This window comes from Sedimentibacter hydroxybenzoicus DSM 7310 (genome assembly GCF_013403245.1).
Taxonomy (GTDB): Bacteria; Bacillota; Clostridia; order Tissierellales; family Sedimentibacteraceae; genus Sedimentibacter; species Sedimentibacter hydroxybenzoicus.
In genome coordinates, this window is record NZ_JACBNQ010000003.1 from 95,910 (window position 1) to 113,098 (window position 17,189).

The window sequence follows — 17,189 nt, forward strand, 5'->3', positions numbered from 1 at the left end:
TTTGGGTTGCCTGCTTAACGGTATGATTGTCTGATAATTTAGTATTGTTACGTTATCATTATTATTGTATAATAATTGACATAACTAAACTTTTTACTAAAATTAATCGGATGGTGATCAAAATAAGCCGTGCATTTATTAAAAAAGAGAATATTCTGAAGAACTCATTTATGCTTTTTAGAGATAATGGTTACAGTAATACAACAACCAGAGAAATAGCAAGTGCGTCCTGCATTAATAAAGGGCTTTTGCATTACTACTACAGGCAAAAAGAAGATATAATCCTTGAAATGTTTACAGATATTTTAACAGGCATAAAGAACTATTTAGACTGTAATTATAAAGATAAAATTGACGGTCTTACTTACTATGCTACATTGAATATTTTATTTATAAGGACCATGAATTCAAAGCAATATTTTAGTGATATGTTGTACGAAATGATGATGTGTCGTACATTAACAAAAATTAAAATTATAAAAACTGTTGATATTTGTTATGAAATAATAACAGATTTCAATATTCCGATAACTAAATACCAGCTTAATTTAGCTGTTACAGCAGCGGTTGGCGCTGAAGCAGAGCTGATTCTCAGTATGAAAGAAAAAGAAATTAAAATGACGTATGATAAGTTGGCAACAACAATTAATAAATTATTATTTACAATGCTGAAGATTAGCGAAAGTGAAATAAAAATAACAAATGAAGAATCCATGAAAATTGCTGATACGATAGATTCAGAAGACATACTTTTATATTTAGAACAAAACTATACATGGCTTCAGAATTAATTAGTTATTAATATATGGTACTTTAAGAATAATATCACAAATTATGGGAAATAATAATTTGTGATATTTTTTATGTCCTACCCCCCTTTTAACAAGCGATAACGCAGTTGAAGTGGATGTAGGTCAAATACAAGGAATGCCAAATTTATTCTAACGGAAGAGAGAAAATAAATTTGATACATTCTACTACTTATTTTGGAGGTTATATGAAAGTAGGAATTCCTAAAGGGTTGTTATATTACAAATATCATCCTTTTTTAATTACTTTTTTTAAAGAATTAGGCGCGGACGTAGTTGTATCCGAGGATACAAATAAGAAAATTCTGGACTTAGGAGTAAAATATGCTGTGGACGAAGCATGTCTGCCGATAAAAATATTTCATGGTCATGCGGTAGCTTTAAGGGACAAATGCGATATCATAGTTATTCCGCGTATCATGCAGATTAAAAAAAACGAATACATATGTCCTAAATTTTGCGGACTTCCCGAAATGGTTACAAACAGTATTGAAAACATGCCATTGTCTATAACAGAGCCGATTTATACTTTTACTAAAAAAAGACTTTATCGTTGGGCAAAATCAGCAGGAAAAAAGGTCACCGGCAATGAATTTAAAATTAAACACGCATTTTTAAAAGCTTATGAAGGTCAATTAAATTACAATGCAGGAATTTTAGACGAGAATTATGATATTAAAATTGCATTGGTAGGTCATCCATACAACATATACGATAATTTTGTCAATATGAATTTAGTGAATAAGTTGAACAAATTAGGTGTCGGTGTAGAAACTATGGAATTTACACATGAACTTTTAATAAGCCTGGAAATCAACAATTTATATAAACGACCATTTTGGACTTTTGCAAGAGAAAATTACGGTTTTGCAGTAAATGCTTCAAAGGAAAAAAGAGTTGACGGAATTATATACATATCGTCATTTAACTGCGGTATAGATTCTGTAATAATTGAATTAATAAAGGACAAAGTCGGAAGCTTCCCATTTTTGACCCTTAAAGTGGATGAACATACAGGGGAAGCCGGTATAGACACAAGGATAGAAGCATTTACTGACATGCTTGAAAGGAGAATTGTGAATGAAAGTAACATTCCCACACATGGGTAATGTATATTTAGCAGCAAAAGCACTGTTGGATGGTCTCGGGATCGACTATGTAATACCTCCAAAAAATAATAAGGAAGCACTTGATATCGGCACATTGCATTCTCCCGAAGAAATGTGCCTGCCATTTAAGTTGATGATAGGTAACTACGTTCAGGCGATTCAAAAGGGTGCAGATACAATAATTATCGTTGGAAGCTGCGGACCATGCAGGTTTGGAGAATATTGTGAACTTCAGATGAATTTAATGAAAAATTTGGGATACGATTTGAATTTTATCGTTATTGATTATCCGAAGGATATAGGAATAAAGGAATTATACAGGAGAATTAGTCAGGTTTCTTCAAAAAGCAACAGGAAAACATATGAAAAACTTAAAGCTTTAAGTAACAGCTTAAAAGTAATAAGGTTAATAGATGAAATAGAGGAAGCAGCTCATATGTTTGCAGGATATGAAAGAAATAAAGGCGACTGCAAGCATATTTTAAATGAATGTAAAGAGGAAGCATCAAAATGCAGAACATCGAAAGAAATGATTAATCTGTTGATTGAATATAAAGAAAAAATTAAGCATGTGCCCATTGACATTAATAAGAATCCTTTAAAAATTGCTGTGATAGGTGAAATATACACTGTTATTGAGTCTTACACTAATTTTTCAATAGAGGATAAATTAATGGGGTACGGTGTTTCTTCCCACAGAGGTCTTACACCAAGCTGGTGGGTAAAAAATGCATTGTTGAGCCCCTTAAAAATTAACTCTTTAGCCATACGAAGAAATGCCAAAAAATATTTACCTCTGCAGATAGGAGGTCATGCAATTGAATGTGTGGGAGAAGCGGTTACTGCCTCAAAGGAAGGTTACGATGGAGCAATTCAAATATTCCCCATGGGCTGCATGCCAGAAATAGTATCAAAATCAATTCTTCCAACCATTTCTAAGGATCTGGACTTTCCTGTGATGTCACTGGTGGTGGACGATATGACCGGTGAAGCAGGTTACATTACAAGAATTGAAGCATTTATCGACTTGCTTGAAAGGAGAAGAGAAAGTGTATTATTTAGGTGTTGATGTAGGTTCAGTAAGTACAGATATTGTATTATTAGATGAACATATGACGGTTAATGAAAAAATATATTTAAGAACTAAAGGAAATCCCATAAAGGCCGTTCAAGACGGATTTAAAATTTTAAAAAACAAATACAATCAATCGGAAATTTCAGCAGCAGGGACGACAGGAAGCGGAAGAATGATAGCTTCTGCTATAATAGGAGGAGATGCGGTTAAAAATGAAATAACGGCTCATGCGACAGCAGCATTGGAATTTGATGAAGATGTAAGAACAATAATTGAAATAGGCGGTCAGGATTCAAAAATAATAATCCTTAATAATGGTATAGTATCCGATTTTGCCATGAATACTGTATGTGCCGCAGGGACCGGTTCATTTTTAGACAGACAGGCTGAAAGGTTGGATATTCCGATAGAAGAATTTGGTGACTACGCTCTTAAAGCAAAAAGCACTGTAAGAATTGCCGGCAGATGCGCAGTTTTTGCAGAATCAGATATGATTCACAAGCAGCAGCTTGGCTACAATCAACCGGAAATAATCAGAGGACTTTGCGATGCGTTGGTCAGAAATTATCTAAACAACATAGGTAAGGGCAAGACAATATTGTCAAAGGTTTTATTTCAGGGTGGAGTAGCGGCAAATAAGGGTATGAAATCAGCTTTTGAAAATGCATTGGGCTTTGAAATTTATGTTCCCGAGCATTATAATATGATGGGTGCTATAGGTGCCGCCATTATTGCGAAAAAGACAGTAAAGAAAGTTGGAAGGACAAATTTCAGAGGATTTGAGCTTGCCGGCAGCAACATAATTTCAAAAAGCTTTGAATGCGAGGGATGTACTAATAAGTGCGAAGTAGTTAAAATTTATGAAAATAATACGGTTATAGGTTATTTCGGTGACAGATGCGGCAAATGGAGTAACAAAATAGTTCAGTCATCAAATGACTTGTTAGCGTAAACATTCTCCTGTCATCCTGAACGAAGTGAAATTTGCCCTAACCCCATTTCTCAGAGTCCTTTTTCTGAGAAATGGCGGTAGGTCATTCGCAAAGAGTTCCCAATGTTTGCGACCAAAGGGAGCAGAAACATTGGTGATTCGCTCAGCTTAAGCGACTGACACCAAATCAAAGATTTGGGTCATCTGCCTACTTGAATTTTATTATCTTCAATCAATTCATTTGCAACCCATCTTGCGACCATTCCCGTAATTGTGATACAATGTTCTTTTCTTTCAGGGCTTTTAAAATCATCTCCCTGCCATTTTCTCGTTATAACCCTGCAGCATGTTGATTTGTATTCATCTATTATATAATCATGAAGTTTTTTCGATACGTCAAACATCTTATCCTTCATCGGTTCGCCTTCGACTCTGCCGTATACTATACCCAAGCCCATCTGACCGCCTGATACAGCACCGCACAAGCATTGAGCCTTGCCCATACCTATGGGGAATCCGCTTGCTAATTTTACGATATTTTCATCGTAAGGCTTACCCAAAAGCTCATTTATTGTTTGAAGTACCGCTTCACTGCAAAAATATGTGCCGCTTCTGAACAAATTTTCAGCATCCTCCTGAACTTTATCCAATAGATCATCTTTGTTATACTCCATAGTATTAACTAATGTCATTACAGTCCTCCGAAATTAAAATATTATTCATTATATCATATCTGAGCCGAGTGCAGCGCAAGCTCGCTTGCATTGCCAAGGCGATGGTATGATATATGTAGTATAGCATGTACCAACAGTTTTTTTCAAAGGTATCATTATTATAAATTCTAATTGTCAAAGGACTAACAATAGCAAATTCTAATACTTAATAAATTGATTATATAAAATGTATATATTATAATGAGTAAGCTAAAATTTTATTATGGAGACAACTATGGAGCAAATGTTAAAAAAATATCCTGTACCTGCATCAGGACTTATACTTGGGTTAGCCGCAGCAGGAAACTTAATGCAATCCTACGGTGAAATATACCGAAGTTTTTTCGGAATTATTTCTGCAATCTTTTTCGTTTTAATGATTATTAAAATAGTAAAACATACTGACGGGGTGAGGGAGAGCCTCCAAAATCCTGTAATAGCAAGTGTATTTCCTACACTATCTATGGCTGCAATGCTTTTGGCAGCTTATTTAAAACCTTTATCTAAATCAACTGCATTAACTTTATGGATTATAGGACTTATTTTCCACATATTGCTGATTTTTTGGTTCAGTAAAAAGTTTGTTTTTAGCTTTAAGATTAAGCAGGTGTTCCCTTCATGGTTCATTGTTTATGTCGGTATTGCGGTTGCCAGTGTTACCGCTCCTGCATTTGAAATGAATGCTGTGGGTCAGATAGCATTCTGGTTTGGGCTGATATCATACATTTTTTTACTTCCGATTGTAATATACAGAACTGTAAAAATAAAAGAAATACCCGAGCCTGCCATGCCTACACTGATTATTTTTGCAGCACCTGCCAGTCTTTTGCTTGCAGGATACATGAATTCCTTTGTAAATAAAAATATATCAATGGTATGGTGTCTGACAGCCTTATCCATAATTATGTATATTGCAGCCGTTATATTGCTTCCTAAGCTTTTGAGGCTTAAATTTTATCCAAGCTATTCCGGTTTTACTTTCCCGCTTATCATAAGCGGTATAGCAATGAAGCTTACAAACGGATATTTATTAAAAACCGATACGCCTATAAGCTGGTTGATTTATTTAGTTAAAATTCAGGAAATTATAGCAATAGCGATTACCTTATATGTATTGTCAAGGTATATGCAATTTTTATTTGGCCGTACAAAGGCTACAGTATAAGAGATATAAAAAAAACCGGGATACCCGGTTCAGGTTCAGGCAGCTGAAAAAATTTTCAGTTGCCTATTTCATCTATTACATCAAGCGCTTCAACTAATATTATATCTTCATTTCTTTCCTGGAAGCTTTTTAAAGCGTATGCATTTGTAAACAGCAATACCGGTCTTTCATAATGATCATATACCAGCATGCACCTTGAATTCTGATATTTCTTCAGGCTTTCCGGATCATCTGTTTTTACCCATCGTGCAACAGAAAAATCAATGCTCTCCATACGGATATCCGTATTGTATTCGTTCACCAGCCTGTATTCAAATACTTCAAACTGTAACACACCGACAGCTCCGAGAACAACCTCGTTGTATTCGTTCTTATAAACCTGAATAGCACCTTCCTGAGCCAATTGCTCGACACCCTTCTGAAAGTTCTTGCCCTTTAAAGAATTTTTGGCACTTACCCTGCAGAACAATTCCGGAGGGAAGGTAGGCAGTGGTTCAAAAAATACTTTTTCCTTGCTGTTGGTTAATGTATCACCGATTTGGAAATTGCCTGAATCATATATACCGATTACATCACCGGCATAGGCAGTATCAACGGTTTCTCTTTCATTAGCCATAAGGTGCGTGGACTGGCTCAGCTTCATTTGTTTTCCGGTTCTCGACAATGTTACGTTCATGCCTCTGACGAATGTACCGGAACATATTCTTAAAAATGCAAGGCGGTCACGGTGGTTAGGATCCATATTTGCCTGAATTTTAAATATAAATCCTGTAAATTCTTCATCTGTCGGTTCAACATAGCCTGTTGTAGTTTTTCTTTTCGACGGAGGAGGTGATATCTGAAGGAAATGCTCTAAAAATTCAGTTACTCCAAAGTCTGCAAGAGCAGATCCGAAAAATACCGGAGATAATTTTCCTTGTTTTATTAATTCCAAATCAAATTCATTACCGGCTCCGTCAAGAAGTTCCATTGCATATCTTAAATTTTCAAGATTTGATTGGCTCAAAACACCATCAAGCTTTGAAGATTGAACTTTTTCTTCACCTAGATATATTTGTTCTTTTTTCTTAAATAAATATACTGTATTTTTTAATCTGTCATAAATACCTTCAAATTCCTTTCCACATCCAATTGGCCACGTTACGGCAACTGACGGAAGTCCCAGCACGTCCTCTAATTCCTGCATTGATTCAAGGGGGTCTTTAGCTTCACGGTCAAGCTTGTTTATGAATGTGAATATGGGAATCCCTCTCATGCTGCAAACCTGAAACAATTTCTTTGTCTGAGCCTCTATACCCTTGGCAGCATCTATAACCATTACCGCACTGTCAACAGAGGTTAAAATACGGTAGGTATCTTCGCCGAAATCATTATGACCGGGTGTATCCATTATAGATATAACCTTGTCATTATATTCAAATTGCATAACGGAGGATGTAACTGAAATACCACGCTGCTTTTCTATTTCCATCCAGTCCGATTTAGCAAATTTAGAGTTTTTTCTTGCTCTTACGGTTCCCGCTTCACGTATTGCACCGCCGTGGAGCAGAAGCTTTTCCGTCAAGGTAGTTTTACCGGCATCAGGATGCGATATTATACCGAAAATTCGTCTTTTGTTAATTAAATCTATGTTATTCATGGTTATCCTTTCTTATTTTAATCCAATACTACCTTGCTATTTTACATTATATATTGGAAAAATAAAAGCTATTTTTGTATATATAAAACGGAAAGCTTTCGCTTTCCGTAAATTTAATCATAACATATGGGTTCTTCAATTCCTGTGGCAACATTTACACGATGCTTGTGTCCGTCATTGCAGGTCGTATATCCCTCCATGAGATGTATATGATTTCCGCAGCCGGTAGGGATAGCCGGCCCTGTTTTGCCTATAAGCTTGTGGCAATGACAATCCACAATATCGGTTATAATACAAACTTCATGTACGTGACTGTTTCCGCATGGGATTATTTTTCCGGCTATACCTTCAAAGCAATGCTTGTGTAAATCACATCTTAGTCCCCCTAATTCAACAAAGCCTTTTGCCGGGTGAATATGGGGAGGAATTTTATCGTGACAACATTTATTATTAAAGAACATATGGCATACTTCCTTTTTATATTTTATTATCATTATCATTGGTGGACTTACAGTATAATATGTCATGGAAAACAGTTTGTTCACAAAATTCGACATTAATAATGCAGATTTTAAATAATTATTGAACAAGATGTTATAAAATGATATAATATTCGGGATATATCAGACATAGAAAGTTGGTTAAAATGAAAAATACAGAAATAAAAAACGCTGAAAATACAAAATTAGCAGGCGATAGAATTATAGAGCTGAGAAATAACAACGAACAATATTTCATTGTGAACGGCAGAAAAAAAACGTATCACATACTGACCTACGGATGCCAGATGAACGAGCATGATTCAGAAAAAATAGGAGGCATGCTTACTTCTATAGGTTATGAGGAAACTGATGATGATAAAAATGCTGATTTGGTAATATTCAACACGTGCCTTATAAGAGAAAATGCAGAGCTTAAGGTGTTTGGAAAACTTGGTGAAGTTAAAGGCTTAAAAAGAAATAAGCCGGATATGTTAGTGGCAGTTTGCGGTTGCATGATGCAAAAAGAAGAAATGAGACAAAAGCTTTTAAAATCATTTTCTTTTGTGGATATAGTATTTGGAACCAACACTATTCAGGAACTTCCGGGCTTGATATATGAGGTTGAGGTAAATAAGAAAAAAGGTATTGACGTAGTAGAAAACTCGGAATTAATTTACGAAAACATGCCTAAGATGCGTAAGTTTAAGTATAAGGCATTGGTTAATATAACCTACGGCTGCAATAACTTCTGCACCTACTGTGTTGTTCCTTACGTAAGAGGCAGGGAAAAGAGCAGAGAACCCGGTGAAATTATCAATGAAGTAAAATTATTGGCAGAGGATGGCTGTAAGGAAATAACCCTTTTAGGTCAGAATGTCAACTCTTACGGGGTAAATTTAGAAAGTAAAATTACATTTGCAGAGCTGCTGTGTGAGTTGAATAAAATAGACGGAATAGAACGTATACGTTTTATGACATCTCATCCAAAAGATTTAACAGAAGATTTAGTTATGGCCATAAAGGCATGCAGCAAGGTTTGTAACCATGTACACCTTCCTGTGCAAGCAGGAAGCAATGATGTTTTAAAAAGAATGAACCGCAAATACACCAAAGAGCATTATTTAGGACTTGTTGATAAGCTGAAAAAAGAAATACCGGACGTTGCAATAACAACAGATATTATTGTGGGCTTCCCCGGAGAAACAGAAGAAGATTTCCTGAAAACAGTTGATATTGTAAAGAAAGTTCAGTATGATTCTGCATTCACATTCCTTTATTCGGTCAGAGAGGGCACTAAGGCAGCTGAAATGGATGATCAGGTTCCTGATGACATAAAGCATGACAGATTCAACAGACTACTGGATGTTTTGTATCCAATAGTTTTGGAAAGAAACAGCCAATGTATCGGAAAGGTTTATCCTGTATTGGTTGAATCTGTAAGCAAGACAGGTAACAGTTACCTGACCGGCAGGACTGAGCATTTCAGATTGGTTCATTTTGCGGGAAGTGAGAACTTAATCGGTCAGATAGTAAATGTAAAAATAACAAACGTAAAAACATTCCATATGGAAGGCGAAATTATATAGAAAGTGGACACCTCTTATAAAGGGGTATTACATGGTGAGAACTTTAGGAAAACTCGGAAGACAATAGGAGAACAACTGATGGGGAAATATACACCTATGATGGAACAATACCTTGGTATCAAGGAACAATACAAAGATTGCATACTTTTATATCGTCTCGGTGATTTTTATGAAATGTTTTTTGAAGATGCACTTACGGCTTCAAAAGTTTTAGAAATTGCCCTGACCGGCAGAGATTGCGGACAGGAAGAAAGAGCTCCCATGTGCGGAGTTCCTTTCCATGCCGTTGACAATTATATTTCAAGGCTGATTGAAAATGGATACAAAGTAGCAATATGTGAGCAATTAGAAGATCCCTCCGCAGCCAAGGGTATAGTTAAGCGCGACGTTGTAAGGGTTATAACACCCGGAACTATAATAGATCAAAATATGCTTGATGAAAAAAGCAACAATTATTTAGCTTGCATATATGTTGACAAGGGCTTTGGCTTATCTTATGTAGATATTTCTACAGGGGATTTGTACGTAACAGAAAATATTTCACTCAGCGATTTTAGTGTCAGCAATGAAAATAAATACAGTTTACTTAAAGAAGAAATCAGCAAAATAAACCCTTCAGAGGTCATTTCAAACACTGTGACGGAAAATGATTTTATTGATTCTATGATAACAACAGTCAACGTTCCAAGCTACGCAGAATGTAAAGCAATTATATTAAAGCATTTCAATGTGATTTCTTTGGACAGCTTCGGTATGTCAGACAACAATAATGCAGTTTATTCCTTAGCCCTACTTATTAATTATTTGAACCAGACACAGAAAACATCACTTGAACATATTAACAAGCTCCACTTTTACAACATGGGAGAGTACTTATATTTAGATTCAAGCACGAGAAAAAATCTAGAGCTTATTGAAACAGTCCGGGGTAAAAAAGGACAAGGTACTCTTTACAATGTATTGGATTATACACAAACTGCAATGGGCGGAAGGTTGCTTAAAAAATGGATTGAGGAGCCCCTAAAAAATTTAAACAATATAAATAATCGTTTAGATGCTGTAGAAGAGCTTTATAACAACGTTATGATATCTAACAATATTAAGGAAAGCCTGAAGAGTATTTATGATATTGAACGACTCATAAGCAGAATTGTTTACGGCAATTGCAACGGCAGAGATTTAAACGCTCTGAAACAATCAGTATATGGATTGCCCGATTTAAAAATTGAAATATCCGAACTCTCATCACAGCTGTTCAAAAATATATATGAACGCCTGGATACTTTGAATGATATCTATGAATTAATCGATAATTCAATAGTCGAAGAACCTCCAATTGCGATTAAGGAAGGCGGAATAATAAAATCCGGCTATAATTCAGAGCTTGATGAAATCAGAGAAATAACCATACACGGTAAGAATTGGATTTCAGAGCTTCAAAGCAAGGAAAGGGAAGAAACAGGCATTAAGAATTTAAAAATTGGATATACGAAGATCTTCGGATACTATCTTGAGGTTACGAAATCCTATTTAAACTTAGTTCCCGATTATTATATAAGAAAGCAAACATTAGCTAACTGCGAAAGATATGTTACACCTGAATTAAAGGAAATGGAAGCAAAGATACTGAATGCCGACGAGCTTATGATTAAGCTTGAATATGAATTGTTTCTGAAAATCAGGCAGCAGATAAAGGAGCAGGTCAATCGCATTCAGGAAACTGCATACAACATTGCAGTAGTGGATGTTTTAAACTCACTCAGCATTGCTGCGGTTAAAAATAACTATACAAGACCTTCCATGAACTCTAAAGGCTATATCAAGATAATCGAAGGGCGGCATCCTGTTATAGAGAAAATAATGAAGAATGAAATTTTTGTTCCCAACGATACTTACATAGACAACAAGGAGCATAGGATGTCAATCATAACCGGTCCCAATATGGCAGGTAAGTCAACATATATGAGGCAGGTTGCATTGATAGCACTCCTTTCGCACATAGGCAGCTTTATACCTGCTAAAGAAGCAGAAATATGCGTACTTGATAAAATATTTACTCGCGTGGGAGCATCCGATGACCTATCTCAGGGTCAAAGTACCTTCATGGTTGAAATGAGCGAGGTTTCAAATATTTTAAACAATGCCACCGAAAACAGCTTATTGATTCTTGACGAAATCGGAAGAGGTACAAGCACCTATGACGGATTGAGCATTGCATGGAGCGTCGTGGAATACATAACTAAAAAAATCAAAGCAAAGACATTGTTTGCTACCCACTACCATGAGTTGTCAGAGCTTGAAAGCAAACTAAAAAGCGTAAAAAACTATCGGATACTTATAAAAGAAACTGATGATAAAATAATATTTTTAAGAAAAATAGCCGAAGGCAGCGTAGACAGAAGCTACGGTATACAGGTTGCTAATTTGGCCGGCCTTCCCGGAGATGTTATAGCAAGGGCTAAAGAAATACTGACTCAATTGGACGAAAGCGACATAAATAAACCTTTCGCCAAAAAGAAAAAAGACAGAATAACAGACAATTTCCAAGTATCCCTGTTCAATGAGGACAGGATCGAAAACAGCAAAAATAAGGAGTACAAGGAATTGACCGACAGTATTAAAAACATAGATATTAACAATGTAACACCGGTTAAGGCATTTACGCTGTTAAATGAATTAATAGATAAAGCAAGACATATTTAAGAAGGTAGATTATGACTAAGATACATTTGTTGGACAATGAAACCATAAATAAAATAGCAGCAGGTGAGGTTATTGAAAGCCCTAAGTCAATTGTAAAGGAATTGGTTGAAAATTCAATTGATGCGGGAGCGGATGAAATCACCGTTGAAATTAAAAATGGCGGTAAAAGCTTAATACGCATAACCGATAATGGTAAAGGTATAGAAAAGGATGAGGTGGAGGATGCATTCAAGAGGCATTGTACCAGCAAAATATCAACCTCCGACGATTTGAATTCATTATATACCTTAGGTTTCAGGGGCGAAGCTCTTGCAAGCATAGCTTCTGTTTCCCACGTCGAGCTTATTACACGCACTGGGGGCGACAGCTACGGAACAAAAATAACGTTAAAAGGCGGAGAAATTATATCAAAAGAAGATATAGGATGCCCCGTCGGTACAATCATAACCGTAACTGATTTGTTTTTCAATGTCCCTGCAAGAAAAAAGTTCTTAAAAAGTGATGCATCCGAAAGCGGTAATATTAATGAAATTGTTGTTTCATTGGCACTCAGCAAGGAAAATATATCATTTAAATATATAAATAACGGCAACGTAATATTCAGAACGCCTAAAACAAACAACTTCTTAAATACAATCTCGAGCTTGTATGAAAAGGATATGTATAATTCTTTATTAAAGGTTGATTATGAAAACAACGGTATTACCATCACCGGTTATACAACTAATCTAAATTATTACAGAGGCAACAGAAAGCAGCAAATTGTATTTGTAAATTCAAGGTTAATTAAACACAAAAGAATCAATTATTTTATAGAAGCGGCATACAACACATTGCTTCCAAAAAGTAAATATCCTGCTTGCTTCCTCAAAATAAAAATTGACCCGTCCTTGGTGGATGTTAATGTTCATCCCGCTAAAACCGAGGTGAGGTTTCAAAATGAGGATAATATATTAAATGAAGTTAAGAGGTCTGTTTATTCTGCACTTAATTCAAACAATATTATGAAAGAAATCAAAAAAGAAACAATAATTCACGACTATGCCGATAATAATGTTAAAAATGATTTATTTGAGATTTTTGAGAAAAACAACAGCAAGCCCGATGTTAAAAAAGATACACTTGATTATAAAAGTGAAGATTATACAAATATTAAAATAACAGAAGTCAATATTAACAATGAAAAAATCAATATATTTGATGATGAAATTGATAAAATTGAGGATTCGTACATTTTAATTAAAAATGATGATGAAATTAAAACCGAAACTAGAGCTGAAATAAAAGAAGAACCAATACAGGAAAATTTTATCGAAATAACAAAAGATAGCGGTAATAAGCTTCCGGAACTTTCAGTTGCAGGCATTTTGATGGATACATATATAATATGTGAAAACATTGAAAAAACAGAAATGTATATGATTGATCAGCACGCTGCTCACGAAAGAATTAATTATGAAAAATTTTTAAATCAATATAATAATAAAGAAATACTGCTGCAGGAAATGATTGTGCCCGAAGTAATCAATTTATCCTATGATGATTACCATACGGCTATGAACAATGCAGAAATTTTTAATGATTTAGGTTTTTTCATTGAAAATTTTGGGATTAATGCTATACTGATAAATAGCATACCATCTATTTTTAAGAATTCAAACATTAAGGACATCTTTTATACGGTTCTTGATTCATTAAAAAATACAAGTAATATAAACCTGGAATTGGATAAAATAATAAAAAATGCATGTGTAAAATCCGTTAAGGCAGGGGATAAGCTTCATTTATTGGAGGTTAAAGCTTTGCTTAATGACCTTGGTAAAACAGAAAATCCATATACATGCCCCCACGGAAGACCCGTTATAATTAAAATGACTAAGTATGAAATAGAAAAAATGTTTGAAAGAATACAGAATTAGTGAAGGAAAATTAAATGAGTAATAAAATAGTCGTTATTGTAGGTCCCACGGCAGTCGGAAAAACTTATGCTTCGGTAGAGCTTGCAAAAAAACTTAATACAGAGGTAGTATCCGCTGATTCTATGCAGATTTATAAATATATGGATATAGGAACAGCAAAAATAACAGAAAGTGAAAAAAACGGTGTCGAACACCATATGATTGACCTTATAGAACCTAATGAAAACTATTCGGTATCGGATTTTAAGATTAAAGCTGAAGAAATAATCGACAATTTGCTCTTAAACGGCAAAATTCCTATTATAGTAGGCGGCAGCGGGCTTTATGTGAATTCACTTATCTATGATTTGGATTTCGGTAATGCAAAATCCAATGAAAGAATCAGAGAATACTATACCTATTATTATAAAGAACACGGGGAAGATAAGCTTTATGAAAAACTTCAGAAAATTGACCCGTCCGCAGCCGAAAAAATACATAAAAATAATGTAAAAAGAGTTATAAGGGCTTTGGAATTCTATGATATAACCGGCTATAAGTTTTCTGAAATCAATACGGACATAAGAAAGCCAAGCAAAAAATACGATTGTACTCTTATTGGTCTTAGTATGGACAGGAAGCAGCTTTATGAAAGAATAAACCAAAGAGTAGATAAAATGATTGACGAAGGGCTTATAGAAGAGGTTAAATCCTTGCTGAATAAGGGCTATGACAAGAATTTAGTTTCGATGAGGGGAATAGGATACAAAGAAATTATTGATTATCTTGACGGAAATATGAGCATTGATGAATCAATCAATATTCTGAAACGTAACACCCGAAGATTCGCTAAACGTCAGTATACCTGGTTTCTGAAGGATGAAAAAGTAAAATGGTTTGATGTAAAAGATGTAAAGGATATTGATACAACTATAGACAATATTTTCAAATATTTAAAAATACAATTATAAAAGGGGATGATAAAATGAATAACATTAATTTGCAGGATTCTTTTTTAAACAACGTCAGAAAAGAAAAAACAACAATTACGATTTTCTTAAACAATGGCTACAAACTTACAGGAACTGTTATCGGTTTTGACAATTATGTTGTATTCATCGAAACAGATAAAGGACAACAATTGGTATACAAACATGCCATCACATCAATTCTACCTTTTAGACAGGTAAGATTATTTAATAACGAAACAGCAGGGGAGTAATAAATGTCAACAGAAGATATATTATGTAAACAGTTTGGCATAAGCAGAACTGTTTTTAATTATGTAACAAATATTGAAAAGGATATTAAAGAAAAATATTTTGAAAAAATCGATAAAGTCAGAGAATATAATCAATATAAAGTAATCAGTGCCATGCAGGAGCACAAGCTTGATTATACCCACTTTTATTGGAATACCGGATATGGATACGATGATGCTGGAAGAGAAAAGGCAGAAAAAATATTTGCATCTGTCTTTCATACAGAAGACGCATTGGTAAGGCCATCCATTGCTTCAGGAACACACGCTTTGTATCTCACATTATCGTCACTGTTAAAGCATGAAGATGAAGTTATAGCTATATCAGGGCGTCCATATGACACAATGCTTACAGTCATAGGAGAGGAAGGAAACGAACCTTGTAATTTGAAAGAAATGGGTGTAATTTATAAAGAAATACCTCTGATCGACAACGACATAGATTCTGAAAGTGCAATAAAGGCAATTACTGCTAAAACGAAGCTCCTGATGATTCAGCGTTCAACCGGCTACAGCTTCAGACCTGCCTTGTCATTATCGAAAATCAAAAATGCTGTAGAAAAAATAAGAGAAGCTTATCCTGATATATATATAATGGTAGACAATTGCTACGGAGAATTTATAGAAGAAATCGAACCGTCGGATATTGGTGCAGACGTTGTTGTAGGCTCATTAATTAAAAATCCCGGCGGCGGAATTGCATTATCCGGCGGCTATGTGGCAGGGAAGAAGGTCATCATCGACAGAATTGCAAACCGCCTGACGGCTCCGGGAGTAGGAAAGGAAATAGGACTTACATACGGAACTACAAGAAATACATTGCAGGGATTATTTTTTGCACCCCACATAGTTTCTGAAGCATTAAAGGGTGCATTGCTATTCGGAGGAGTTTTCAGTTCTCTCGGTTTTGAAATTACACCGACCTTGGAAGATGACAGAAGCGACATCATACAAGCGATAAAATTTAACAATAAGGATATGGTTATAAGGATATGCGAGGCTATTCAAGCTTCATCTCCTGTAGATGCCCACGTTTCACCGGTGCCATGGGATATGCCCGGATACACCAATGAGGTAATAATGGCTTCAGGCGCTTTCGTATCCGGCTCATCCATAGAGCTCAGTGCCGATGCTCCCATGAGACCACCATACATAGCATACATCCAGGGCGGGTTATTCTACGATCACGCAAAACTGGGAGTAATGCTGTCATTGGAAAAAATGATGGAATTTGATGAAATAAAGAATAAGATTAATTTGATATAGAATATAATAAATTATGGGGGTCTTATTAATATGAAAAAGGGCATAAAATATTTAAGTATTTTTATAATTGGAATAATTGCAGTTGTATCCCTTTTATACATAAATGACACCATAGGAACAAATAAATCAGACATTGAAAAAGATGCTCGTAGTTCTCAAAAAATTAAAGATAATTGGTCGGTTGCAAAGGATACTACAGATATTATGTCTGCTATGATTTTTTACTCCGACGACTTTAACGACCACACATTTTCAATTTACGTGAATCGACCCGGATTTTCATTTGGATACTTTTTTAGATTAGGTGGTTCAATTATTGAGGCAGAGAAATATGTTGCTGAAATCCAAATTGAAGGATATAACGAGCGCGCATTTGTATCTATGAATGAACAGAAAGTTAATAAAATAGAAATTGACGATGGAAACAGTGTTCAAACAATTAATATTGATACCGAAAAACCGTTTGCGGTTATTTTGTCTGCAAATGCCGGAAATGTAACTATTTATGACATAAAGGGAAATATCGTTGAAAGTATCAAACATAGAGTGTAG

At 35.1% G+C, this 17,189-nt stretch carries 15 protein-coding genes; 12 read left to right on the forward strand and 3 right to left on the reverse strand.

Going from position 1 to position 17,189, the window contains the following annotated elements:
* Nucleotides 1-110 precede the first annotated feature (110 nt).
* From HZF24_RS05335 to HZF24_RS05350, 4 genes are all read left to right on the forward strand, one after another.
* Entirely contained in the window at nucleotides 111-791 is a 681-nt protein-coding gene (locus tag HZF24_RS05335) for a TetR/AcrR family transcriptional regulator (protein WP_179237246.1), read from the forward strand.
* 206 nt (nucleotides 792-997) lie between these two features.
* Nucleotides 998-1,918 carry an acyl-CoA dehydratase activase-related protein gene (locus HZF24_RS05340; RefSeq protein WP_179237247.1) on the forward strand — a complete coding sequence of 307 codons (921 nt, stop codon included), beginning with the start codon at nucleotides 998-1,000 and terminating at the stop codon, nucleotides 1,916-1,918.
* Nucleotides 1,890-2,987: a 2-hydroxyglutaryl-CoA dehydratase gene (locus tag HZF24_RS05345; protein ID WP_179237248.1), complete on the forward strand. Its 1,098-nt coding sequence runs from the start codon at nucleotides 1,890-1,892 to the stop codon at nucleotides 2,985-2,987. The genes HZF24_RS05340 and HZF24_RS05345 overlap by 29 nt, the downstream gene beginning before the upstream one ends.
* Nucleotides 2,968-3,945 (forward strand): acyl-CoA dehydratase activase, encoded by a 978-nt coding sequence (locus tag HZF24_RS05350; RefSeq protein ID WP_179237249.1) that lies wholly within the window; start codon nucleotides 2,968-2,970, stop codon nucleotides 3,943-3,945. Before HZF24_RS05345 ends, HZF24_RS05350 begins: the two co-directional genes overlap by 20 nt.
* A gap of 179 nt (nucleotides 3,946-4,124) precedes the next feature.
* Here the strand turns inward: HZF24_RS05350 and HZF24_RS05355 are convergent, their stop codons facing one another.
* Nucleotides 4,125-4,616 carry a C-GCAxxG-C-C family protein gene (locus HZF24_RS05355; RefSeq protein WP_179237250.1) on the reverse strand — a complete coding sequence of 164 codons (492 nt, stop codon included), beginning with the start codon at nucleotides 4,614-4,616 and terminating at the stop codon, nucleotides 4,125-4,127.
* Between the two features lie 256 nt (nucleotides 4,617-4,872).
* On the opposite strand from HZF24_RS05355, the gene HZF24_RS05360 reads away from it, so the two are divergent.
* Nucleotides 4,873-5,802, forward strand: coding sequence for a TDT family transporter (locus tag HZF24_RS05360; protein WP_179237251.1), 930 nt, complete (start codon nucleotides 4,873-4,875; stop codon nucleotides 5,800-5,802).
* A gap of 55 nt (nucleotides 5,803-5,857) precedes the next feature.
* Here HZF24_RS05360 and HZF24_RS05365 read toward each other — a convergent pair whose 3' ends face one another.
* Nucleotides 5,858-7,441, reverse strand: coding sequence for a peptide chain release factor 3 (locus HZF24_RS05365; protein ID WP_179237252.1), 1,584 nt, complete (start codon nucleotides 7,439-7,441; stop codon nucleotides 5,858-5,860).
* A gap of 113 nt (nucleotides 7,442-7,554) precedes the next feature.
* On the reverse strand, nucleotides 7,555-7,902 hold the full coding sequence (locus tag HZF24_RS05370; RefSeq protein ID WP_179237253.1) for a YmaF family protein: 348 nt from the start codon (nucleotides 7,900-7,902) through the stop codon (nucleotides 7,555-7,557).
* A 185-nt stretch (nucleotides 7,903-8,087) separates the two neighbouring features.
* Between HZF24_RS05370 and miaB the strand changes: the two genes are divergently transcribed.
* The 7 genes from miaB to HZF24_RS05405 all read left to right on the forward strand — a co-directional run bounded on the left by miaB (nucleotide 8,088) and on the right by HZF24_RS05405 (nucleotide 17,189).
* Entirely contained in the window at nucleotides 8,088-9,509 is a 1,422-nt protein-coding gene (miaB, locus tag HZF24_RS05375; protein WP_179237254.1) for a tRNA (N6-isopentenyl adenosine(37)-C2)-methylthiotransferase MiaB, read from the forward strand.
* Nucleotides 9,510-9,587: 78 nt separating this feature from the next.
* Complete coding sequence (gene mutS / locus HZF24_RS05380; RefSeq protein WP_179237255.1) at nucleotides 9,588-12,212, forward strand: DNA mismatch repair protein MutS; 2,625 nt, start codon at nucleotides 9,588-9,590, stop codon at nucleotides 12,210-12,212.
* An 11-nt stretch (nucleotides 12,213-12,223) separates the two neighbouring features.
* Nucleotides 12,224-14,131 (forward strand): DNA mismatch repair endonuclease MutL, encoded by a 1,908-nt coding sequence (gene mutL / locus HZF24_RS05385; protein ID WP_179237256.1) that lies wholly within the window; start codon nucleotides 12,224-12,226, stop codon nucleotides 14,129-14,131.
* 14 nt (nucleotides 14,132-14,145) lie between these two features.
* Nucleotides 14,146-15,081, forward strand: coding sequence for a tRNA (adenosine(37)-N6)-dimethylallyltransferase MiaA (gene miaA, locus HZF24_RS05390; RefSeq protein ID WP_179237257.1), 936 nt, complete (start codon nucleotides 14,146-14,148; stop codon nucleotides 15,079-15,081).
* 14 nt (nucleotides 15,082-15,095) lie between these two features.
* A complete protein-coding gene (hfq, locus tag HZF24_RS05395; RefSeq protein WP_179237258.1) occupies nucleotides 15,096-15,332 on the forward strand; it encodes an RNA chaperone Hfq in 237 nt (78 codons plus the stop codon).
* A gap of 3 nt (nucleotides 15,333-15,335) precedes the next feature.
* On the forward strand, nucleotides 15,336-16,637 hold the full coding sequence (locus HZF24_RS05400; protein WP_179237259.1) for a methionine gamma-lyase family protein: 1,302 nt from the start codon (nucleotides 15,336-15,338) through the stop codon (nucleotides 16,635-16,637).
* A gap of 30 nt (nucleotides 16,638-16,667) precedes the next feature.
* On the forward strand, nucleotides 16,668-17,189 hold the full coding sequence (locus HZF24_RS05405; RefSeq protein WP_179237260.1) for a hypothetical protein: 522 nt from the start codon (nucleotides 16,668-16,670) through the stop codon (nucleotides 17,187-17,189).